At 71.7% G+C, this 24319-nt stretch carries 8 protein-coding genes; 5 read left to right on the top strand and 3 right to left on the bottom strand.

Annotation, left to right across the window (positions count from 1 at the left end; translation table 11 throughout):
* Positions 1 to 52 precede the first annotated feature (52 nt).
* Together ACIBNE_RS38250 and ACIBNE_RS38255 are read right to left on the bottom strand one after the other, a co-directional pair.
* Positions 53 to 14644, bottom strand: a complete 14592-nt coding sequence (locus tag ACIBNE_RS38250; RefSeq protein ID WP_399280161.1) for a type I polyketide synthase — start codon at positions 14642 to 14644, stop codon at positions 53 to 55.
* 161 nt (positions 14645 to 14805) lie between these two features.
* A complete protein-coding gene (locus ACIBNE_RS38255; protein ID WP_399280163.1) occupies positions 14806 to 16353 on the bottom strand; it encodes an FAD-dependent oxidoreductase in 1548 nt (515 codons plus the stop codon).
* A 239-nt stretch (positions 16354 to 16592) separates the two neighbouring features.
* On the opposite strand from ACIBNE_RS38255, the gene ACIBNE_RS38260 reads away from it, so the two are divergent.
* The 5 genes from ACIBNE_RS38260 (at position 16593) to ACIBNE_RS38280 (ending at position 22629) form a co-directional block, all read left to right on the top strand.
* Positions 16593 to 17813 carry a nucleotide disphospho-sugar-binding domain-containing protein gene (locus tag ACIBNE_RS38260; RefSeq protein WP_399280165.1) on the top strand — a complete coding sequence of 407 codons (1221 nt, stop codon included), beginning with the start codon at positions 16593 to 16595 and terminating at the stop codon, positions 17811 to 17813.
* 70 nt (positions 17814 to 17883) lie between these two features.
* Positions 17884 to 18951 (top strand): glucose-1-phosphate thymidylyltransferase, encoded by a 1068-nt coding sequence (locus ACIBNE_RS38265; protein WP_399280167.1) that lies wholly within the window; start codon positions 17884 to 17886, stop codon positions 18949 to 18951.
* A 14-nt stretch (positions 18952 to 18965) separates the two neighbouring features.
* A complete protein-coding gene (gene rfbB, locus ACIBNE_RS38270) occupies positions 18966 to 19949 on the top strand; it encodes a dTDP-glucose 4,6-dehydratase (RefSeq protein ID WP_399280169.1) in 984 nt (327 codons plus the stop codon).
* Between the two features lie 1160 nt (positions 19950 to 21109).
* The gene (locus ACIBNE_RS38275; protein ID WP_399280171.1) at positions 21110 to 21835 is read left to right on the top strand and encodes a thioesterase II family protein; all 726 of its coding nucleotides are present in this window, start codon (positions 21110 to 21112) and stop codon (positions 21833 to 21835) included.
* Positions 21832 to 22629, top strand: a complete 798-nt coding sequence (locus ACIBNE_RS38280) for a BTAD domain-containing putative transcriptional regulator (protein ID WP_399280173.1) — start codon at positions 21832 to 21834, stop codon at positions 22627 to 22629. The genes ACIBNE_RS38275 and ACIBNE_RS38280 overlap by 4 nt, the downstream gene beginning before the upstream one ends.
* A 159-nt stretch (positions 22630 to 22788) precedes the next feature.
* On the opposite strand, the gene ACIBNE_RS38285 is transcribed toward ACIBNE_RS38280, so the two are convergent.
* The gene (locus tag ACIBNE_RS38285; RefSeq protein WP_399280175.1) at positions 22789 to 24258 is read right to left on the bottom strand and encodes an MDR family MFS transporter; all 1470 of its coding nucleotides are present in this window, start codon (positions 24256 to 24258) and stop codon (positions 22789 to 22791) included.
* Positions 24259 to 24319: the final 61 nt, after the last annotated feature.

Consider the following 24319-nt stretch of genomic DNA (forward strand, 5'->3'; position numbering starts at 1 on the left):
AGCTTGTCTTCGTTCGTCATGAGGCGTTGACTCTCCGGTGTAGCGGGGGGCATTAGGAAATTCCGAGCTCGTTGTCGATGAAGGCGAACACCTCGTCGTCGCTCGCCGACTCGATGTGCGTCGTAACCGCTGAACCACCGTCGGATTCGGTGATTTCGTTCAGTTTCAGAAGCGCGTCCTGGAGGCGAACGGCGAGGACCCTCCTGGAGTCCTCCGACATGGTGTGGAGCGCGGGCTCCAGCTTGTCGAGTTCGGCCAGTACGGACTGGTCGGCCGCCGATTCGACGGGCCCGAACGCCGCTTGCAGGAACCTGACGAGCGTCGCCGGTGTCGGATGGTCGAAGAGTAGGGTCGTCGGAAGCCGGAGGCCGGTGGCGGTCATCAACCGGTTGCGCAGCTCGACGGCCGTCAGCGAGTCGAAACCCATGTCGAGGAAGCCGCGCGCGGAGTCGACCGAAGCCGGCGAACCGAGCCCCAGGACACCCGCCGCCTGCGTACGTACCAGGTCGAGCAACACCTCGGCGCGCTCCGCCTCCGGCAGGGAGAGCAGACGTTCTTCGAACGCGGCGGCCGACAGGGCCGCGTCCTTGCCGGTCGGGGAGGTACGGACCGGTGTACGGACGAGGCCGCGCAGTATCGACGGCAGTGCGCCTGACTCGGCCTGTCCCTGTAGAGCGGCGAGGTTCCAGCGCACGGCCAGGACGACCGGCTGGTCCAGCCCCTGCGCGAGCGCGGCGTCGAAGCCCGCGAGCCCTTCGGCGCTGCCCATGGGGGACAGCCCCGACCTGGCCAGACGGTCGCGGTCGACGGCGTCGAGAGCACCGGTCATTGCGCTCTCCTGCTCCCACAGGCCCCAGGCGATCGACACGCCGCGCAGCCCGGAGGCCCGGCGGTGTGCGGCGAGCGCATCGAGGAAGGCGTTGGCGGCCGCGTATCCCGACTGACCCGCCGTGCCGAGGATCCCCGCGGCGGACGAGAAGAGGACGAAGGCACTCAGCTCCCGGTCCTTGGTCAGCTCGTGCAGGTTCCATGCCGCGTCTGACTTGGGGCGCAGCACGGTGTCGACCCGCTCCGCGGTGAGTGCGCCGACGGTGGCGTCACCGAGCACACCCGCCGCGTGGATGACGGCGGTGAGCGGCCGTTCCTGCGGAATCCCGTCGAGGACCGCGCGCAGGGCGTGCACGTCGGCGGAGTCACAGGCCACCACGGCGACCTCGGCTGCGCCGGCGGACCTGAGATCAGAGACGAGCTCGGCGGCGCCTTCGGTGGCACCGCCCCGACGACTCAGCAACAGCAGGTGCTGGACCCCGTGTTCGGTGACCAGATGGCGGGCCAGCAGACTCCCGAGTGTTCCGGTTCCGCCGGTGATGAGTACGGTCCCCTCCGAATCGAACGACCCATTTCCGAGAGGGAGTTCGTCGTCGCTGGTGTGGGGTGCGGCGGCCGGATCGTCGGCCGTGACGCCACGGATTATGCGTGGTACGAGTGCTGTGCCCCGGCGCACGGCGACCTGCGATTCGCCGCGCGCGAACGCCGTGAAGGCAAGCGGCGCCAGGTCGTCCTCGACCCGCTCCGGCCGATCGTCCTCGCCTCGCACCGAGGCATTCTCGATCTGCTCCAGATCCACGAGGAGCAGGCGGTCGGGGTGCTCGGTCTGAGCCGCACGGGCGAGGCCCCACACAGCCGACCCCGCCAGATCCCGGACCTCGTCCCCGCTTCCGGTGGACACGGCGCCCCGGGTCACGACCACCAGGCGATCTGCGTGGGCGTGAGCACCAGCATCGCGGTCGCTCTCCCCGAGCCACTCCTGGAGCTGTGCGAGCGTGTGGCGCAGAACCTCGTGCGTCTGTACGGAGGGGGAGTCGGACAGGGGACTGTCCGCTGGGGCGACGGCGTGGAGGAACGTGAAGCGGGACGCGTCTGCTTCCGTGCCCGTGTCGGTCGTCCCCGATGCCGCGGGAAGCGGCTGCCAGCCGACACGGCTGAGCGTCGTACTGGAGCCGACGGAGGCCTCCAACTGCCGCGCGGATACGGGGCGTACGGCGAACGAATCCACGGTCGCCACCGGACGTCCGTCGCCGTCCGTCAACGTCAGCGTGAACACGGGAGAATTGACGGGCGCCCCACCGGCAGCCCCTTCACCACCGACGCCGAGCCTCACGCGAAGGACGGAAGGGCGCGCGGAATGCAAGGTGAGCCCACTCCACGAGAAGGGAAGCAGGAGCGGTCCGCCGCCCTGTTCGGGTGCCTCGGAACTTCCGGGTGCGTCGGAGGTGAGGAAGATCGTGTGCAGCGCGGAGTCCAGCAACGCGGGCTGGATCACATGGCCGTCGTCGGCGAGCCCCTCGGGAAGTCGGATCTCGGCGAAGACCTCACCTTCTCGCCGCCAGGCGGCACTCATCCCGCGGAAGGCAGGGCCGTAGCCGAGCCCCAGACCGGCCAGGCGCCGATACAGCTCGTCGACGTCGACCGGTGTGGCCCCGCTCGGCGGCCACGCGGTGGGAGTGGTCGAGGAAGCTTCGGGCACGGTGATGAGGGCGCCGGTCGCATGGAGCGTCCACTCTGCGCCGGTCACGGACGTCTCGGCCTGCGAATGGAGCGCGAACTCCGACCTGCTGCCCTCGGCGGATGGCGAGGTGGTGAGACGAATCCGTGTCGCACCCTGCTCAGGGAGGGTGAGGGGGGTGTGGAGGGTGAGTTCTTGGATGTGGTTGTGGCCGGTGTGGTGTGTGGCGTGGAGGGCGAGGTCGAGGAGTGCGGTGCCGGGTACGAGGGTGGTTCCGTGGATGGTGTGGTCGGCGAGCCAGGGGTGGGTGTTGAGGGTGAGGCGTCCGGTGAATAGGTGGGCGTTGTTGGGGAGTTCTATTGCGGCTGCGAGGAGGGGGTGGGTGGTGGGACTCTGCCCGATGCCGGAAGCATCGACGATGGTTTCGGTGTGGTGGAGCCAGTAGGGGTGGTGTTGGAAGGGGTAGGTGGGGAGGGTGGTGGTGTGGGGGTGGTGGGGTGCGTAGACCTTGGTCCAGTTGACCGGTGTGCCATGGATGTGGGCGGTGGTGAGGGCTGCGAGGACCGTCTGGGTTTCGGGTTGGTTGGGGTGGAGGAGGGGGGTTGCTGTGGTGTCGGTGGTGGTGCGGGTGAGGGCGGTGAGGGTGGTGTCGGGTCCGAGTTCGAGGTAGGTGGTGGTGCGTTGGTTCGTGAGGGTGGTGAGTGCGGGGTGGAAGCGGACGGTTTGGCGGAGTTGGCGGGTCCAGTAGTGGGGTGTGGTGAGGTCTTCCGGGCGTGCGGTTTCGCCGGTGAGGGTGGAGACGATGGGGATGCGGGGCTGGTGGTAAGTGAGACCGGCTGCGACGGTGTGGAAGTCGTTGAGGATGGGGTCGAGGTGGTGGGAGTGGAAGGCATGGCTGACATGCAGGTTGGTGGCCTTCCGGCCTTGCCGGGCGAAGTGTGCCGCGACTTCGCTGACCGCTTCCCTGTCGCCTGAGATGACGGTGCTGGTGGGTGTGTTGAGGGCGGCGATGGTGACGTCGGTGCGTCCGTCGAGTGCGTCGAGGACTTCGGTTTCGGTGGCGTGGAGGGCGGTCATGGCTCCGCCGCTCGGGAGGCTGTGCAGGAGCCGGGCGCGGGTGGCGACCAGGGTGCAGGCGTCTTCCAGGTTCAGCACGCCTGCGACATGCGCGGCCGCGAGTTCACCGATGGAGTGCCCGGTCAGGAACTCAGGGACGACACCAAAATGTTCCAGGAGGCGGAACAGTGCCGTTTCCAGGGCGAAGAGTGCGGGCTGAGTGTAGAGAGTGTCTTCCAGCAGCGCTGCCTGTTCACTGTCCTCGTCGGCCCACATCACTTCCCGCAGCGGTATGTCTAGGTGCGGGTCGAGCTGCGTGCAGACCTCGTCCAGGGCTGTGGCGAACACCGGGTAGGCGGCATACAGCTCGCTTCCCATGCCAAGTCGCTGGGATCCCTGTCCGGCGAAGAGGAACGCGGTCTTGGCGGTGGCGGCCGCTGCCCCTCGTACGACATGAGGCGCTTCCGTGCCCGTGGCGAGTGCGTCCAGTCCGGTCAGGAACCCGTCCCGGTCCTCCGCGATCACCGCGGCCCGCTGCTCCAGATGGGCACGCGTGGTGGCGAGGGAGAAGCCCACGTCCGCCGGGGACGGGTCGGTCGCGGCCACCAGTTCCCGCAGTCGTGCAGCTTGCTCGCGCAGGGCGTCCTGGGTCTTGGCGGACAAGACCCACGCCAGCGGACCGGCCGGGGGCACGGGGGCTTCCGTGACTTCGGCGGGACTCTTCGCCGGTGCTTGTTCGAGGATGATGTGGGCGTTGGTGCCGCTGATCCCGAACGAGGACACGGCTGCGCGCCTTGGCTGTCCGGTGTCGGGCCAAGCTTGCTGCTGGTTGAGCAGGGATACTGCGCCTGTGGTCCAGTCGACGTGGGGTGAGGGTTCGTCGACGTGCAGGGTCTGCGGCAGCACTCCGTGGCGCATCGCCTCGACCATTTTGATGACGCCGGCGACTCCGGCCGCGGCCTGGGTGTGCCCGATGTTCGACTTGATCGATCCCAGCCACAGCGGGCTGTCCGCGTCCCGGTGCTGCCCGTAGGTCGCCAGCAGGGCCTGCGCTTCGATGGGGTCGCCCAGGCTTGTCCCGGTACCGTGTGCCTCTACGGCGTCGACCTGGTCGGCGCTGAGTTGGGCGTCGGCGAGTGCGGCGCGGATCACCCGCTGCTGTGAGGGTCCGTTGGGTGCGGTGAGGCCGTTGCTGGCGCCGTCCTGGTTGACGGCCGAGCCTCGCAACACGGCCAGCACGGGATGCCCGTTGCGCTCCGCATCCGAAAGGCGTTCCACCAGCAACAGCCCCACGCCCTCCGCGAAGCCCGTCCCGTCAGCGGCGGCCGCGAAGGGTTTGCAGCGGCCGTCGGGGGACAGCCCTCGCTGGCGGCTGAACTCGATGAAGGTGGCCGGGGTCGCCATGACCGTCACGCCGCCCGCGAGGGCCAGGTCGCATTCTCCGTTGCGCAGTGCCTGCGCGGCCAGGTGCAGGGCGACCAGCGACGACGAGCAGGCCGTGTCGACACTCACCGCCGGGCCCTCGAACCCGAAGGTGTACGCGATGCGGCCGGACGCGACGCTGCCGTGGCTGCCGTTGCGGAGGTAGCCCTCCAACTCCTCGGGCGCCTGTTGGATTCGGCTGCCGTAGTCGCCGTACATGATTCCGGTGAAGACCCCGGTACGGCTGCCGCGCAGTGACTCCGGGTCTATTCCCGCATGCTCCAGGGTCTCCCAGGCGGTCTCCAGGAGGAGCCGCTGCTGAGGGTCGGTGGCCAGTGCCTCGCGGGGGCTCATGCCGAAGAAGTCGGCGTCGAAGTGGTCGGCGTCGTCGAGGAAGCCGCCGACGCGGGTGTACGCGGTGCCCGGGTGGTCCGGGTCGGGGTCGTACAGGGCGTCGAGGTCCCAGCCACGGCCGGAGGGGAAGGCCGTGAGCGCTTCGCCGCCGTCCGCGACCAGCCGCCACAGCTCTTCGGGAGAGCCGACCCCGCCGGGGAAGCGGCAGCCGATGCCCGCGATCACGATTGGGTCTTCGGAGTGTGCAACAGTCCGGGTCTGGGGCGTGGACTCCGCCTCGATGCCGGTGAGTTGAATGCGAAGGTACCGTGCGAGGGCGGCGGGTGTCGGATGGTCGAATGCGAGCGTCGCGGACAGCCTGACGCCGGTGGCCGCCGTCAGCCGGTTGCGCAAGTCGACGGCGGTCAGGGAGTCGAACCCGAGGTCCTTGAAGGCTCGTTCGTCGGCGATGCGGTCCGCGTCACCGTGTCCCAGGACGTCGGAGATCTGCCCGCGTACGAGGGTCAGGACCAGCTCGTCCTGCTCCGCCTCGGTCAGCCCGGCCAGACGCCCCCGTATTCCGTCCGCTTCCGTGGCCCCGGTGGCGGCGGCGGTCGCCGTCCGGCGTACGGTTCGTACGAGGCCGCGCAGCAGCGCGGGAAGTGTTCCGGCAGTCGAACTTGTGCGCAGAGCAGCGGAGTTGATTCGGGCCGGAACGAGTGCGGCATCGTCCGTGGTGTGCGCGGCGTCGAAGAGGGACAGGCCGTGGCCCGCCGGGAGCGGCAGGATTCCGGCGCGGGCCATTCGGGACCGATCGGTCTCGCTCATTGCGGCAGTCATCCCCGAAGGCGCACCTGGTGTCGTCCCTGGAGGCGCACCTGCCGTCACCTCCGATGTGCTACCGGCCGCAACCCCGCGCCCGGATCCCGTTCCTTCCGCCCGGGAAGCAGGCCCCGTTCCCTGTTCCCAAAGCCCCCACGCGAGTGAACGCGCGGGCAGGCCCAAGGCGCGGCGGTGGTGCGCCAGCGCGTCCAGGAAGACGTTCGCCGCGGCGTAGTTGGCCTGGCCGGCACCTCCGACGGTGCCGATCACCGAGGAGAAGAGCACGAAGTCCCTTACGGGGAGAGTGCGTGTCAGGTCGTGCAGCAGCCACGCCGCGTCGGCTTTGGCGCGCAGCACGCCGTCCAGCCGTTCCGGGGTGAGGGAGTCGACGACACCGTCGTCCAGGACACCGGCCGCGTGCACGACGGCGGTGAGTGGATGCTCCTCCGGTACGGAAGCGAGCAGCGCGCCGAGAGCCTCGCGGTCCGCCGTGTCGCAGGCGGCCACCGTGACCTGCGCGCCGAGCGCGGTCAGCTCGGCCGCGCATTCCTGCGCGCCCTCGGCGGCGGCGCCCCTGCGGCTTGCCAACAGCAGTCGGCGGGCGCCGTGTTCGGCGATCAGGTGCCGGGCCAGGAGTCGGCCGAGAGTTCCGGTTCCGCCGGTGATCAGAGTGGTGCCGACCGCGTATCCGGTCGCGTTCTCCATGGGCGCGTTCCCCACGGGCGTGTTCGGCTCGACGCGTACGAGCCTGGGAGCATGCGGCACCCCCGCGCGCAGTGCCAGCTGGGACTCGCCGCCTGCGAGCGCGGCGACCGTCGTGGGAAGGAGGGCGGCGTCCCACGGTCGGTCGAGGTCGAGCAGTGCGAAGCGTCCTGGGTTCTCGGTCTGTGCGGAGCGGATCAGGCCCCAGACGGGCGCCTCCGCCAGTCCCCGAACGCCAGGGGCTGCGATATTGTCTGCGGCGCGTGCGGAGTCGGCCGCGGAACCCTCTGTGAAGTTAGTCCCCGGGGTACCGATGGCGTCACGTGTGACGAACACCAGCTGTGAGCCGGTCAGCGCCCCCTCGTGAGCAAGCCACTCCTGGGCCAGGTCGAGGGCGCGGTGGGTGATGGCCCGCGCGGCCTTCGTGCCGGGCTCGACGAGGGGACCGCCATCGGAAGTCCCCCGCCCGCTCTCCCCTGAGCCCGTCCCCGTCTCCGACTCCGGCCCTGGCCCTGTCCCCGACTTCGACCCTTGCCCCCGCCCCGTCTCCGACCCTGGCCCCCGCCCCGACCTTGCCCCCGAAGCGTCGGACACCGAGACGAAGACGTACGCAGGCGCCGCCGCGCCCCCCTCGGCCGCCGCGATGACGGCGGCGAGGCCCGCAGGCCCGTCGACGAACTCGGCGTCCTGCTCCCCGAGGGGAACCTCCGCCGCGTCCACCGGCTTCCACACCACCCGGTGCAGCGCTCCGAGGTGCGCGCCGCCCCGCCCGTCGCCGATCCGGTCCACGGCGGCGGGCCGCAGGGCCAGCGCGTCGATCGTCGCGACCGGCTGCCCCGAAGCGTCGGTCAGGGCGAGCGTCACCGTGTCCCGGCCGGTCGCCGACCAGCGGACCCGCAGAGCCGTCGCACCGGACGAGTGCAGCGTCACGCCGGACCACGAGAACGGCAGGCCGAGGCGCCCGGCTCCGTCCGCGCGCAGCGGACCGCCACCGAGGGCCAGCGCGTGCAGCGCCGAGTCGAGGAGCGCGGGGTGGATGGTGAACTGGGCCGCATCCGACCGCAGTTCCTCGGGCAGCGCCACCTCCGCGTACAGGATTTCGCCGTCCTGCCAGGCGGCCCGCACGCCCTGGAAGGCGGGGCCGTACTCGTAGCCGTCGTCCAACAGGCCCTCGTACAGGCCCTCGACAGGGACGGGTGTGGCGCCCGGCGGGGGCCACGCGCCGTCGCCGGGCTCCGCGGCCCGGCCCCCGGCCGCGAGCAGCGATCCGACTGCGTGCCTGGTCCAGGCCGGCTCCTCGTCCTCGACGGAGGGTTCCGGGCGGGCGTGCACCGAGACCGGGCGCCGTCCGGACGGCCCATCCGGCGGGCCGACCGCCACCTGCAACTGGACATCGCCCCGCTCCGGGAGCACCAGCGGGCTCTCCAGGGTGAGCTCGTCCAGCTGACCGCAGTCCACGAACTCGGCCGCATGCAGGGCGAGTTCGGCCAAGGCGGCACCAGGTACGACCACGGTGGCGGCCACCGCGTGATCGGCGAGCCACGGATGGCTCTGCCGGGAGACGCGCCCGGTCAGGACGGTCCGGTCCTCGTCGGCGATCTCCACGGTGGCGCCTAGCAGCGGATGGGCCGTTCCCGACAGGCCGAGGCTCGCCGCGGACCCGGCGGCCCGCGGGGCGGTGAGCCAGTACCGCTCGCGCTGGAAGGCGTACGTGGGCAGGTCGACGACGGCGCGTCCCGGTGCCCGGACGTTGTCCTGCCCGGTGTGCCACAGCACGTCCGTACCGTGCGTGAACACCTCCGCCAGCGAGGCGTGGAACTGCTGCGGACCGCCCTTGTCGCGGCGCAGTGAGCCGGTGACGACTGGCGTGGCCGCCGCCCCGGACGCGGCGCTCTCGGCCACGGCGGCGTCGACCGTCTCCTGGACGCCCACGGTGAGCACGGGGTGCGGGCTCGACTCGACGAACACCCCGTACCCGTCGCGCAGCAGGGCGCGGGTGGCGCGCTCGAACTCCACGGTCTCGCGCAGGTTGCGGTACCAGTAGTCGGAGTCGAGCCCGCTCGTGTCGACGGGCCCGCCGTCCACCGTGGAGTAGAAGGCGACGTCGCAGGAGCGCGGCGCGATGCCGGACAGAAGGTCCGCGAGCTGCTCCCGGATCGCTTCGACGTGGTGCGAGTGCGAGGCGTAGTCGACGGGAATCCGGCGGGCCCGTACGTCCTTTGCCGCGCAGTCGGCGAGGAGTTCGTCCAGGGCCTCGGGGTCGCCCGAGACGACGGTGGAGGCGGGTCCGTTCACGGTGGCCACGCCCAGGCGCCGCCGCCAGCGCTGGAGCCGGGTGCGCACCTCGGCGGCGGGCAGCGGTACGGAAACCATGCCGCCGGTTCCGGCCAGCGCGACCAGCGCCCGGCTGCGCAGCGCGACGACGCGGCAGGCGTCGTCGAGCGACAGGGCGCCGGCGACGCAGGCCGCCGCGATCTCGCCCTGCGAGTGGCCGACCACGGCGTCGGGCCGCACCCCGTAGGACCGCCACAACTTGGCGAGGGACACCATCACGGCGAACAGCACGGGCTGCACCACGTCGACGCGGTCCAGGCCGGGAGCGCCCTCGCGGCCGCGCAGCACGTCCACGAGCGACCAGTCGACGTACGCCGACATGGCCTCGGCGCACTCCTCGATCCGCGCGGCGAACACGGGCGCCCCGTCGAGGAGTTCGACCGCCATGCCCTCCCACTGGGACCCCTGCCCCGGGAAGACGAACACCGTCTTTCCGGGGGCGCGGGCGGTGCCCCGCACGACGCCCGGCGCCGACTCGCCGCGCGCGAGCGCCGCCAGAGCGTCCAAGTGCCCGGCGTGGTCGTCGGCCACGACCACGGCGCGCTCCTCGAACGCCGTACGCGCGGTCGCGAGCGCGAGGCCGACGTCGGCGAGGTCCGGTGGCGGTTCGGCGGTCAGGAGGTCACGCAGCCGCCCGGCCTGCGCGGCCAGTGCCCGAGGGGTCCGCGCGGAGATCGGCCAGGCGACCGCGTGCCGCGCGCGGCCGCCGCCCTCGGCCGGGGGAGCGGATTCCTCCTGGTCGCCCGGTGGCGCCTGCTCCAGGATGAGGTGGGCGTTGGTGCCGCTGATGCCGAACGAGGACACCGCGGCCCGCCGGGGCCGTTCGAGCTCGGGCCAGGGCAGGGCTTCGGTGAGCAGGGCGAGCGGGCCGCCCGACCAGTCGACGTGCGGCGTGGGTTCGTCGGCGTGCAGGGTGCGCGGCAGGACGCCGTGGCGCAGCGCCATGACCATCTTGATGAAGCCGCCGACCCCGGCCGCCGCCTGGGTGTGCCCGATGTTGGACTTCAACGAGCCCAGCCGTAGCGGGAGTTCGGCGTCGTGCCCGCGCCCGTAGGTGGCCAGCAGGGCGTCCGCCTCGATGGGGTCGCCCAGCCTGGTGCCCGTGCCGTGCGCCTCCACCGCGTCGACGTCACCCGGGCCGAGCCGGGCGGCGGCCAGCGCCTGCCGGATCACCTGCTCCTGGGCCGGGCCGTTGGGGGCGGCGAGGCCGTTGCTCGCCCCGTCCTGGTTGATCGCGGAGCCGCGTACCACGGCGAGCACCGGACGGCCGTGCCGCCGGGCGTCAGAAAGCCGTTCGAGCACCACGACGCCCGCGCCCTCGGCCCAACCGGTGCCGTCGGCGGAGGCCGCGAAGGCCTTGCACCGCCCGTCGGGGGAGAGGCCCCGCTGGCGGCTGAACTCCACGAACATGCCGGGCCCGGCCATCACCGTCACGCCTCCGGCGAGCACCAGGGAGCAGTCGCCCTGGCGCAGTGCCTGGGCCGCCAGGTGCAGCGCGGTCAGCGACGACGAGCACGCGGTGTCCACCGTGACGGCCGGCCCGCGCAGGCCGAGCGAGTAGGCGATCCGGCCCGAGGCGACGCTGGTCGTGGTGCCGGTCAGCAGGTGGCCGTCGAGGCCGTCGGCGCCTTCGGACAGGCGCGGGCCGTACTCCTGGGCAGTGGCGCCGACGAACACCCCCGCGGCCGTGCCCGCCAGCGTCCGGGGATCGATGCCCGCCCGCTCCAGCGCCTCCCAGGACGTCTCCAGGAGCAGCCGCTGCTGCGGGTCCATCGCGGCGGCCTCGCGGGGGCTGATGCCGAAGAACGCGGCGTCGAACAGGTCGGCGTCGTAGAGGAACCCGCCCTCCCGGACGTACGAGGTGCCGGGCGTATCCGGGTCGGGGTCGTAGAGCCCCTCCAGGTCCCAGCCCCGGTTGTCGGGCAGCGGCCCGATCGCGTCCCGGCCTTCCGCCACCAGGTCCCACAGCTGCTCGGGCGAAGCCGCGCCGCCCGGAAAACGGCAGGCCATGCCGACCACGACGACCGGGTCGTCCGCGACGACCGCGCCGGTCGGCTCCGTGTCGTCCGGTGCCTGCGCGGTGGAGGCGTCGAGCTCGGAGTGCAGCCGGTCGACCAGGGAGCGGGGCGTGGGATGGTGGTAGACGAGCGCGGTCGGCAGCCTCAGCCCGGTGACCGCGGTGAGCTGGTCGCGCAGCTGCACCGACGACAGCGAGTCGAAGCCGAGGTCCTTGAACGTGCGGCTGGTGTCGACCGTGTCGCTCGTCAAGTGGCCAAGAGTTACTGCGACTTGGGTCTGTACCAGCTCGTGCAGGGCTCGCTCCTGGTCCTGCGGGGACAGTGCGGAGAGCCGTCGGCGCCAGGGGGAGGGAGTCTCGGGTTCCGGCGCGGGGGCGGGGGCGGCTTCGGCCGGAGTGGGGTCGGATGCCAGGGCCGGTACGGAAGTGGGTGTCCCGGGTGGTACGGAATCGGACGCCACGGCCGGAGTGGACCCGGACGCCACTGTCGTGCCCGCCCCTTCACCGAGATCCGGCCAGTACCGGCGCCGCTGGAAGGCGTACGTGGGCAGTGCGACCCGGCCGGGCGACCAGGGCGCGAAGACGGGCCGCCAGTCCACCGGCACCCCGTGCGCGTGCAGCCGGGCGAGGGCCGCCAGGGCGTCCTCGGGTTCGGACCGGCCGGGCCGCAGCGTCGCGGTGAGCAGCGCGCCGGGACCGCCCGACCCGTCCGCGCCAAAGGCCCCGTTCGCGCCAAGGGCTCGGTCCGCGCCAAGGGCCCGGTGCGTGTCATGGGACCGGTCCGTGCCGAGGGTCCCGTCCGTGCCGAGGGTCCCGACCGCGTCGTCCGTTCCGGCCAGGCACTCCCCGGCCATCGCGGTGAGCACACCGCCGGGGCCGAGCTCCAGGTACGCCGTCGCGCCGAGCTCCCGCAGCGTCAGGACGCCTTCGTGGAAGCGCACCGCTTCCCTGGCGTGGCGCACCCAGTACTCGGGCGAGTCCAGCTGGCCCGGGGCCGCCGGGTCTCCCGTGAGGTTGGAGACGACGGGAACGCGCGGCTCCGCGTACTCCAGGCCGCGTGCGATCCGTTCGAACTCGGCCAGCATCGGCTCCATGCGGGGGGAGTGGAACGCGTGGCTCACCTGGAGCCGCCGCACCTTCCTGCCGCGCTCCCGCCACTCGGCGGCCAGCCGCGCCACCGGCTCCTCGTCGCCCGACACCACCACGGCAAAGGGCCCGTTGACCGCGGCGATCGCCACTTCGCCGAGCAGGTGGGCGATGCTCCCGGCGACCTCGTCCTCCGACGCCTGTACGGCGAGCATCGCGCCGCCCGCGGGGAGCGCCGCCATCATCCGCCCGCGCGCGGCCACCAGCACGGCGGCGTCCGCCAGGGAGAGCACCCCGGCGGCGTGGGCGGCGGTCAGCTCGCCGACGGAGTGGCCGACCAGCACGTCGGGCGTCACGCCCCAGTGCTCGAAGAGCCGGAAGAGCGCGGTCTCCACCGCGAACAGCGCCGCCTGGGTGTAGGCGGTGTCGTGCAACAGCGCCGCTTCGGGGGCGTCTTCCTCGGCGAACACCACCTGTCGCAAAGGGAGTTCGAGGAGCGGGTCCAGGTGGGCACACACCTCGTCGAAGGCGGCGGCGAACGCCGGATGCGCGGCGTACAGACCTCGGCCCATTCCCGCGTACTGGCTGCCCTGCCCGGTGAACAGCACGGCCAGTCGGCCGGGTTCGGCGGTGCGCCCGCTCACGACGCCCGCCCCCGGCACCCCGTCGGCGAGGCCGCGCAGCCCGCGCAACAGGCCCTCGCGGTCGTGGGCGAGCACCACGGCCCGGTGCTCGAAGGCCGTCCGCGTGGAGGCGAGGGACCAGCCGATGTCCGCCGGCCGGTCGGCGGGTCGGCCGTGGGCCCACTCCGCGAGCGCGGCTGCCTGGTCGCGCAGGGCGGCCGCGTCGCGGGCGGACACGGGCCAGGGCACAGGCACGGGCACGGGCCAGGACACGGGAAGCCCGGCATCCGGCGAGCCCACCGCCGGGCCGACACCGTTCTGCGCGCGCCCCCCACCGTCCTGCGCGCGCCCGTCACCGTCCCGCGCCCGCCCGCCCGCGCCCGCCTCGGTGCCGCTACTGCCGCCGCCGCCCTCCACAGGGCCGCCCTTGTCCGTCGTCGGCGCCTCGGAAAGCACCACGTGACAGTTGGTGCCGCCCATGCCGAAGGAACTGACCCCGGCGATCAACGGCCTGTCCGGCGCGGGCCACGGACCCGCCTCCGTCTGGACCCGCAACCCCAGCTTGTCGAGCGGGATGTCGGGGTTGGGCGTACGGAAGTTGAGCGAGGGCACCAGGCGCCGCCGCGCGATGCTCAGCACCGTTTTGACCAGGCCCGTGATTCCAGCCGCGCCCTCCAGGTGGCCGACGTTGGTCTTCGCGGATCCCACCCGCAGCGCCGTCTCCCGCGTGCGGCCCGCGCCGTGGGCCGCGCCGAGCGCCGCCGCCTCGACGGGGTCGCCGACGCGCGTGCCCGTGCCGTGCAGCTCCACGTACTGCACCTCGTCGGGACCGACCCCGGCCCGCACGCACGCCCGGCGCAGCAGTTCCTCCTGCGCCGGGCCGCTGGGCACCGTCAGACCCTGGGACGCGCCGTCGTTGTTGACCGCGCTGCCCCGGATCACGCAGTGGACGCGGTCCCCGTCGGCGAGCGCGGACGCGAGCGGTTTGAGCACGACCACGGCGCCGCCCTCACCGCGTACGTAGCCGTTGGCGCGGGCGTCGAAGGTGTAGCAGCGGCCGTCAGGCGACAGGGCGCCGAACCCGGCGGCCCTGGCGGTGCTCTCCGGCCCGATGATGAGGTTGACGCCGCCCGCTATGGCGAGGTCCGACTCGCCGCCGCGCAGGCTCTCGCAGGCCAGGTGGACGGCGACCAGAGAGGAGGCCTGCGCGGCGTCCACGGTGAAACTGGGGCCGCGCAGCCCGAGCGCGTACGAGACGCGGTTGGCCAGGAGGCCCCGGCTGGTGCCGGGCAGCGTGTGGGGGGTGAACCTGCCCCGGTGGTGGCGCGAGAGCAGCGAGGCGTAGTCGTCACCGATGGCGCCGACGAAGACGCCGCCGGCGCCCGCCCGCAGCGCGCCGGGCACGATGGCCGCGTCCTCCAGGGCCTCCCAGCTCAGTTCGAGCATCAGCCGCTGCTGGGGGTCCATCTCCACCGCCTCGCGCGGCGAGATGCTGAAGAAGCCGGCGTCGAAGCCGTCGACCCCGTCCAGGACGCCACCGTGCTCGACGCCCCCGGCGAACGCCGCCGCCGAGCCGTGCGCGAGCCCGGTCTCGTCGCCCCAGCGTGCGCCCAGCGTCCGAGTGACGGCGCTGGACCCCGTCGAGAGCAGCCGCCAGAACGCCTCGGGGTTCGGCGCCTGCGGAAGCCGACAGGACAGTCCGACGACCGCGATGGCCTGAGAGAGGTCGTCCGCACCGGACACTGCGTGATCGTCGAGACTCGACATCGCTTACCGCGCCACCTTTTCTGTCCCCGTGTGTCTGCCGGCTCAGCCGAAAGCGGAATGCGCAGCGCGCGGCGTCGCACACACTCTGATCGTCGTCACACGGTCGCCGACCGCTCTAACCGGGCGCTTTGCGGGGGCTAAAGCGCCCTGGCAGGCGCGCCGAACCAGGTGGTCAGCGCCGAGCGCAGGCCCTGCCGCAGCTCCTCCCGCGGGTCGTGGCGGGACGCCGCCCACGCCACGTGGCCGTCGGGCCGGATCAGCAGGACGTCGGCCGGGGGAGCGGGCTGTTCGCTGCGCGCGGCCACCACGTCAACCCGGTCCTTCCAGCCGTCCGCCACGACGTCGTGCGGGGCCCCGTCGCCGCTGAGGTCCAGCAGCACCGGCCGCCCCGCGCGCAGCAGTTCGGCCACCCGCGTCGGGCCCTGCGCGGTGCGCAGTGCGAGATCGGGCGCCCAACGGCCCAGCAGCGGGTGCGCGTTGTCGTCCAGCGCGTCGGCCCCGTACCGTACGTCCTCGCCGTGCAGCCGTCCGGCGACGTGTTCGAGCGCCTGGGGGAGGCCGAGCACCTCCCCGAAGAAGTCGCGCAGCACCGCGGACTCCTCCCCGATGGCCATCAGGGCGGCCTGCGCCCTGGTGTGGGCGAGCACCTGCTCGCCCACGGCGTGCCGTTCGTCGTGGTACGAGTCCAACAGCCCGGCCGGGGCCGTGCCGTTCAGCAGGGCGGCCAGCTTCCAGCCCAGGTTGACCGCGTCGAGCATGCCGGTGTTCAGCGCGGAACCGCCCGCGGGGAACAGGTGCGCCGCGTCCCCCGCCACCATGACCCGGCCCTCCCGGTAGCGGTCGGCGAGGCGGCTGCTCGCCACCGTCCGAGACAGCCACAGCGGGTCGCTCATCGGCAGGTCGGTGCCCAGGATCCGGTGGACGCTGGAGCGGAGCTCGCCCAGTGTCATCGGCGCGTTGGCGTCGGTCGGCGCCCGGTCGTCCTCGGCGGCCGTCACCACGTGCACGCCGGGCTTGAAGGACATCAGCCCGATCTTCCCGCGCTCCGTGTAGTTCCAGCCGAGCCGCAACCGCGGCCCGCCCGGCAGCTCCAGCTCCCCGGTGCCCGGCACCACCAGCGCGGCGGGCAGCGACACGTGCCCGATCCGGGTCACCAGCGAACTGGTGGTGCCGGGGAACCCGATGCCCACCTGTTTGCGCACGGTGCTGTGCGCGCCGTCGCAGCCGACCGCGTAGGCCGCGCGCAGCGTCTCGTTGCCGCCGGCGACCTGGGTCTCCAGGGTGACCCCGGTGTCGTCCTGCGACAGGGCCACCACGCGCTGCCCCCGACGGATCTCGGCGCCCAGCGCGACCGCGCTCCGGGCGAGCAGGTCCTCCAGACGGGGCTGCGGGACCACCAGCAGGTGCAGGGGATTGCGTTCGAGCGCGGACAGGTTCAGGGGGACCGCGCCGAAGTAGAAGGACGGGGCGGGACCCACGTGCCGGGAGCCCTCGGCGAACCGGTCGAGCAGCCCCCGGTAGTCCAGGAGCTGGACGATCCGCCCGACGAGCCCGTTCGCCTTGGGCTCCGTGCGCGGCTCCGCCTGTTGTTCGAGGACGATGGGGTGTGCACCGGCCAGGGCCAGCTCGTAGGCGAGCGTCAGCCCCGTCGGGCCACCGCCGACCACCACGACGTCTGAAGTCATCGGGAACATCCCGCTTTCTCTCGGGCGGCCAATTCCCCGCATGCTCCGCAGCCCTGCTAAAAGCCGTCTAGGGCAGCCCTTGTACGGGGCGGCCCGCCGCCCGGATTAGCGGGGCTTTGGCACAGGTTCAGCCCCGCCGAATGGAATGGGCCCGCCCAGGACTCCCACTCACCGTGCAGCCGACGGCCACGGGTGGGGCTTCACCCGGCGCCGGACACCGGCGGGACACGGAGAAACCCATGCGCGTGCTGTTCGTTCCCCTGGCCGCGGCCAGCCACTACTACCCGATGGTGCCGCTGGCGTGGGCCCTGCGGACCGCGGGGCACGAGGTGTGCGTCGCGGCCCAGTCCGGCGTGACCGACACGGCGGTGCGCTCGGGCATGCAGGTCTACCCGGTGGGCGCCGACTTCGACCTGCTCGCCCACCTCGGCAGGGCCCAGGAAGTGCTCCGCCGGGAGACGGGCCGGACCCTCGCGGGGTTCGGCGAGATGAGCGCCATCCCCGAGGACGTGCGCAGGAGGTACGTGGCGCTGCGCAACGCCGCCCACACCGGCGCGGCGTCGGCGATGGCCGACGAACTCGTCGCGTTCGCCCGCCACTGGCGCCCCGACGTGATCGTCTGCGACGTGGTGGCGCTGGTGGGGCCCCTCGTGGCCGAGGTGATGGGGATCCCGCTCGTCCACCAGGCGTGGGGGCCGCAGCACGCCGGGATGGTCCGCTTCCCGGGGCACGGCGCGCCCGTGGACAGCTGGCCGGACGAGCTGCGGGCGCTGTACGAGCGCTTCGGGGCCACCCCGCGCGCCACGGGCGGTGTCCTCACCGTCGACCCGTGCCCGCCGAGCCTGCAGGCGTTCAGGCTGCCCCACCAGCTGGTCACCCGCTTCGTGCCGTACAACGGCTCGACCGTGATCCCCGACTGGCTGCGCAGGCCGCCGGAGCGCCCGCGCGTCGGAGTGTCGTGGAGCGTGTCCAACTCCGCCACGCTCGTCGGCCAGGAGGCGCCCCTCGGCACGGTGATCGACGCCCTCGACGGCCTCGACACCGACGTGGTCGTCACCGTCGGGGCCCAGGACCGCGCGGCCCTGGGCCCGGTACCGCCCGGCGTGCGCGTCGTCGAAGGCATGCCGCTCCACCTGGTCGCCGCCACCTGCTCGGTCGCCGTCAACCACGCGGGCGCGGGCACCATGCTGACCGTCGCGGCCGCCGGCGTACCGCAGGTGATGCTGCCCCAGGAACCGGGCCAGCTGCGCAACGCGGAGACCGTGGCCGCCGTCGGCGCGGGCACCTTGATCCGCGGCCCGCAGACGGACGCCGGCGAGATCCGCACCGCCGTCCGGTCGCTGCTCGACGAGCCGCGCTGGGCCAAGGCCGCGGCCGGCCTGCGGGACGAGAACGCGGCCCAGCTCACCCCGGCGCAGGCAGCCGACGCCGTCGCGGAACGCGTCGCCGAACGGCGGTGAGCCTGACCCGGGGACGTCCCGCCCCGGTACAGATCGTTCCGTCTCCGATGGATTGGTGTGAGAGATCCCGATGAAATCCCTAGTGTTGTCGGGCGGCACCGGAACACGGTTGCGCCCGCTCAGTCACAGCATGCCCAAGCAGTTGGTGCCCGTCGCCAACAAGCCCGTGCTCTTCCACGCCCTTGAGGCGCTCGCCGCCTCCGGCGTCACCGAGACCGGCATCATCATCAACGCCCGGAACACCTCCATTCCCGCGGCGGTGGGCGACGGTTCGCGCTTCGGCATGGCCGTCACCTATCTGCCCCAGGAGTCCCCGCAGGGCCTGGCGCACTGCGTCATGATCGCCCGTGACTTCCTCGCCGACGACGATTTCGTCATGTACCTCGGCGACAACGTCTTCGCCCCCGGCATCACCGACGAGCTGGCGACCTTCCGCCGCGACCGTCCCGCGGCGCAGCTCCTCCTGGCGAAGGTCACCGACCCCAGCGCCTACGGCATCGCCGAACTCGACGGCCAGAACAGGGTGACGGCCCTGGAGGAGAAGCCCGCCAGGCCCCGTAGCGACCTCGCCGTCACCGGGGCCTTCTTCTTCACCCCGGAGATCCACGAGGCCGTGGAGAACACCAGGCCCAGCTGGCGCGGCGAGCTGGAGATCACGGACGCCGTCCAGTGGCTGGTGAGCAACGACCACGAGGTGCGCGGCACGGTCTACCCGGGCTTCTGGAAGGACACCGGAACGCTGCACGACCTCCTGGAGTGCAACCGCGTCCTGCTGGAGGCGGTCGAGCCGAGCGTCCAGGGCTCCGTCGACACCCTCAGCCGGATCTACGGCCCCGTCGTCGTCGAACCGGGCGCCCGGATCGAGCGCTCCGTCCTGGTGGGCCCCACCGTCATCGGCGCCGGAAGCATCGTCGAGGACAGCTACGTGGGCGCGTTCAGCGCGCTCGGCCGGGGCTGCCGCCTCCAGGACGCGGGCGTGGAGTCCTCCATCATCCTGGACCACGCCTCCGTACGCGGAGTGCGCACGCTGCACGAGTCCATCGTCGGCAAGGGCGGCGACGTGCGACTGGGCTCCGACCCGGTCCCCAAGCACCGGCTGATGGTCGGCGACGACTGCCGCGTCGAGATTCCCGCGTGAAGGGCACGAGGTCCATGAAGTTCCTGGTCACCGGCGGCGCCGGATTCATCGGCAGCCACTACGTGCGCGACCTGCTCGCCGCCCGCTTCCCAGGCACCGCGGGGTGCGAGGTCACCGTCCTGGACAAGCTGACCTACGCGGCGAACCTCGACAACCTCCCGCTGAGCGATCCCCGGCTGACCTTCGTCCAGGGCGACATCTGCGACGCGGAGATGCTGTCGGCGCTGCTGCCGGGACACGACGCCGTGGTGCACTTCGCCGCGGAGTCGCACGTCGACCGTTCCCTGGCCGACGGCACGCCCTTCGTGACGACGAACGTGCTCGGCACCCAGATACTCCTGAACGCCTGCGCGCGGGCGGGCGTCGGGCGGTTCCTGCACGTCTCCACGGACGAGGTGTACGGCTCGCTGCTCCAGGGCTCCTGGACCGAGGACACCCTCCTGGAGCCCAACTCCCCCTACGCCGCGTCCAAGGCCGCGAGCGACCTGATGGCCAGGGCCTACTGGCGCAGCAGCGACGTCGAGGTCTCCATCACGCGGTGCTCCAACAACTACGGCACTCACCAGTTCATCGAGAAGCTCATCCCGCTGTTCGTGACCAACCTGCTGGACGGCCTGGACGTGCCGCTGTACGGCGACGGCCACCACGTGCGCGAGTGGCTGCACGTCCGGGACCACTGCCGCGCGGTCCACCTGGTGCTCACCGAAGGGCGCGGGGGCGAGATCTACAACATCAGTGCCGGGACCGAGCTGACGAACCGGGAGCTGACGGAGCGCCTGCTCGCCCTCTGCGGGGCCGACTGGAGCCGGGTGCGCCAGGTGCCGGACCGGACCGCCCACGACGAGCGCTACTCCGTGGACACCTCGAAGATCCGCGAGGAGCTGGGGTTCGCGCCCGAGGTCCCGCTGGAGGAGGGCCTGACCGAGGTGGTGGCCTGGTACCGGGACAACCGGGCGTGGTGGGAACCGCTGCGCGCGCGGGCGGCCCTGTCCGTCTGAAATCCATCGCCGACGCTACGGGCCATGGACGTGGTTTCACACCACGTCCATGGCCCGTTGTGCTGCCGGTGAAACCGATCAGTTTTCTTCCCGAACTTTTTCGGCCATGTCCGGTGCGGCCCGCCCGTCGATATCGGGCGATAATTTCGGCTTCTTTTTCCGCGCCCCTTATCGCCGAGCTGCAGAGACCGCGTTTCACCGAACAGTAAGGGCGAGGCGGCAGGCGGCCCGGGAGATGGCTCATCATGCTCCGGTCGAAACGTGTCACGTCTTTGGGGATCACGCCAAATTTGCGAATGCTGTGCTGTGGCCGAGGAATGACGTACGCCAGGAGCCGGGACCGGGCCTTCGCCGAACGGCCCGTCGTACCCCTGGTCGCCGTCGCTTCCCGTCATGGTCCGTACCTGCCGTGGCGCGGGGCGTGCCCCCGGACCGGCGGCCGGTGGCGGGATCATGACGATCTGTCAGATATTGGCGAAGGGTGCTGGCCAAGTAAAATCTTGGTCTCTTTCGCAACCGCTCTCTTTTGATTCCGGGCCCCTCGGGACTTCGTCGCAGCCCAGCTAGGTGAGGTATTCCGGATAACTGGATTCTCGTATTCCGACTCGGTGTCGTCGAGCGCTTGTTGCTCCTGGAACTGCATGCCGTGCATCATCCTGGAAGGAACAGTTTGCAGATGGCACGGACTTATGGCGGGAGATTTTCGTCGATGAAGGCAGTGGGCTGTCCGGTTGTGTCCGTGATGCCGATGAAGTCGCGCGGGCCCCGCTTCAAGCCGACTCCCGTGCTTTCGGTGGCCCGGCCCGGTGCGGGCGCCCGCCGCACGCCATCCCGGGCGTGTTGTCAAGACCGTCGCTCGGAGATTGTTGTTGTGCTCAAGGACTCTACTCTGTAAGTATTTACCGCAGGCACGTGGAGGCCGCTTGCGCGGACCGTGTGCCGAACCGGGGGCGGTAGGAGCGCGGTGTACCGCGGGTCGTGGATGGCGGCTGCGCCCCGGTTACCCCCGGAGGTTTTGTCCGGAAGATGTCGCTGGTTGGAGCGACGGCATCGTTGTCGGACGCTCCTGACGAAGGGATCATCAGTTGTCTCCCACCCCTGACGCATCGGATCCGTGGATACGACACCTCCGGCCCCGGCCGGAGGCCGAGGTCCGCCTCGTGTGCTTCCCCCACGCGGGTGGATCGGCCACCTACTACCACCCCCTGGCCCACTCGCCCTCGCTGACGGGCGAAGTGGAGGTGTTGGCGGTGCAGTACCCCGGTCGGCAGGACCGGCGAAGGGAACCGCTCGTCGACGACCTCGTCTTATTGGCTGACCAAGTTGCCTCCGCCCTGGGCCCGTTCACCGACCGGCCGCTCGTCTTCTTCGGCCACAGCATGGGCGCCACGGTCGCCTACGAGGTGGCGTGCCGCCTCGGCGCGGGCCGTCCCGGGAGCGGGCCGCGCTGGCTGGTCGCCTCCGGACGGCGGGCCCCGTCCCGTTACCGCCGCAGCACGGTGCACGAGCTCAGCGACGCCGGGATGGTCGAGGAGTTGCGCCGTGTCGGCGGCACGGACCCCGTTTTCCTCGACGATCCGGACGTGCTCGCGGCGGTCGTACCGGTCGTCCGCAACGACTACCGGGCCATCGAGGGATACCGGTGGACCCAGGCGCCACCCCTGGAGTGCCCGATCACCGCGCTGCTGGGAGACCGGGACCCGCAGACCAGCCGCGAAGAGGCGGCCGACTGGGAGCGGCACACCAACGGGCCCTTCGACCTGGAGGAGTTCCAGGGCGGGCACTTCTACTTGGATTCCCACCGGCAGGCCGTGGCCGACAGGCTCTCCGGGATCCTCGAACGCGTGGTCCGTCCGCTGGAAAGGCTTGGAGGAAAGGGGCGATGAGGTACGAGATGCTGGGTCCACTCCGTGTGGTGGAGGGCGACCGGTGCTCCTTCGTCAATGCGCGCAAAGTCGTGATCCTCTTCTCGGTCCTCCTCATCCGAGCCGAGCAGGTGGTCTCCCCGGAGCAGCTCATGACGGAGATCTGGGGCGAGGACCTGCCCCGCAGGGCCACCGCGGGCCTCCACGTGTACGTCTCCCAGCTGCGCAAGTTCCTCCAGCGGCCGGGCAGGACGGACAGTCCCGTCGAAACCCGTGCCCCGGGATACGTGCTGCACATCGGTGACGACGAGATCGATGCCCACATCTTTCCCCGACTGGTCGACGAGGGGCGGGTGTTGTTCAGGGAGGGGCGCTACGAGGAGGCCGCCGGCCGCTTCGAGGAGGCGCTCGACCTGTGGCGCGGTCCGCTCCTCGGCGCCGGGGGCAACGGCCAGGAGGCCAACGGTCCGATCATCGACGGGTTCTCGACCTGGCTCACGGAGACCCGCCTGGCCTGCCAGGAGATGCTCGCCGACTGCCGGCTCCACGTCGGGCTGCACCGGGAGACGGTGGGCACGCTCTACGCCCTGACGGCGGAGAATCCGATGCGGGAGACGTTCTACCGGCAGCTCATGCTGGCCCTGTACCGCTCGGAGCGGCAGGCGGACGCGCTGAAGGTCTACCAGGCGGCGCGCAGGACCTTGCAGGAGGAACTGGGCCTTGAGCCCGGCCGCCCGCTGCAGGACCTCCAGCGGGCCATCCTCGCCGGTGACAACCGGTTGATGACGGCACCCCTGCTCCTCTCCGGCAGCTGACACGATGACCGACCCCCGGGCAGTGCTCGATCCCCCCTCTGCGGGCCCCCGGCCCCGCTCCGGCACTCGGCCGCGCTATGGCGTGCCGGGCGGCCGGAGCGGGGCCGGGGGAGAGGAAGGGAGAGGCGCTACGGGGGAATGAACGTCCCTCCCTTCCGGTCAGAGTGCGGGGATCGCGGAGGCTTCCCCGGTGGGGTTGTGCTGGGACGGTTTGCGGGCCGGCAGGAGCAGTGCGAGCAGCACGGACACCACCACGAAGCCGATGACCCACCAGAAGGTGGTGCCGTAGGCGCCGGCCAGGCTGTCGGGGGTGATGTTCTTCGTCTCGATGAGATGGTCCATGCGGGTCTGGGCCACCAGGATCAGCACGGCCGAGCCGAACGAGGACCCGATCTGCATGATGATCCGGTTCGCCGCGCTGGCCCGCGGAATCAGCGTCCCGGGAATGTCCCGGATGGCGCCCGCCATGGCCGGGACCATGACCAGGCCGATGCCGCCGCCGCTGACCAGGAGCGCCGCGCCGAGGAGGACGATGTTGGTGTCCGCCCCCAGTTGCGTGCACACCAGCGCGCCGATCGCGGTGAGCGTGAGCCCGCTGATGACGAGCAGCCTCGGCGACGTCTTGTCCGTGAACTTGCCGACGACGAACAGCGAAGCGGCCATGCCGATGCCCTGCGGAGCCAGCAGCAGGCCGGCCTCCAGGGCGCTGTGGCCGCGCACCTGCTGGAAGTAGAGCGGCAGGACGCCCACCACACCGAACAGCGCCACGCTGGCGAAGAACAGCACGGCCGACGACGACATGAAGCTGCGGATCTTCAGCAGCCGCAGGTCCAGGATGGGGTTCTCGGCGCGCAGGGCGTGCACCGCGAACGCCGCGAGCAGGGCGGCGCCGATGGCCAGCGGGATCACGCAGTGGCGGTCGGCGAACGACCCGTACTTGCTGGCCTGGGTGAGCCCGAAGACCAGCACGGCGCAGGCCGGGGAGAGCAGCAGCAGGCCGAGGACGTCCAGGCGCCCGGCGGTCGGCGACTTGCGGGTGGGCATGGTCCGCCAGGCCAGCGCGATGGCGGCGATGCAGACCGGGACGTTGATGAAGAAGATCCAGCGCCAGTTCCAGTCGTCGACGATGACACCGCCGATCACCGGGCCGAGCACGGGGCCGAGGGCCGAGGGGATACCCAGGACGCTCATGACGCGCCCCAGCCGCATCGGCCCGGCCTCCTGGGCGAGGACCGCCATGCCCAGGGGCAGCACCATGCCGCCGCCGAGGCCCTGGATGACGCGGAACGCGATGAGGCTCTGGGCGTCCCAGGCCGCGCCGCACAGCACGGACCCGAGCAGGAACAGGCTGATGCACGTGACCCACATGGTCCGGGCGCCGAAGCGTTCCATGGCCCAGCCCGACACGGCCATCACCGCGGCCATCGAGAGGAGGTATCCCGTGGTGACCCACTGGATGGTGAGGAGCGAGGTGTCGAAGTCCTCCAGCAGGGTGTTGTACGCGATGTTGGTCATCGTCGCGTCCATCTGCATCATGATCGACCCGAGGGCGACCGTGACCATCAGGGTGACGAGTCGGGGAGGCAGGCGTCGGCCCGCCTCGTCCTTGGTTTCCGTGGGCGCGCTCATCGGAGCGTTCTCCTTCGGTGTTGCTGTAAATGTTTACTGCATAGGGCGGTGAAAATGATGG

It is taken from the genome of Streptomyces sp. NPDC050504 (assembly GCF_044458065.1).
GTDB lineage: Bacteria > Actinomycetota > Actinomycetes > Streptomycetales > Streptomycetaceae > Streptomyces.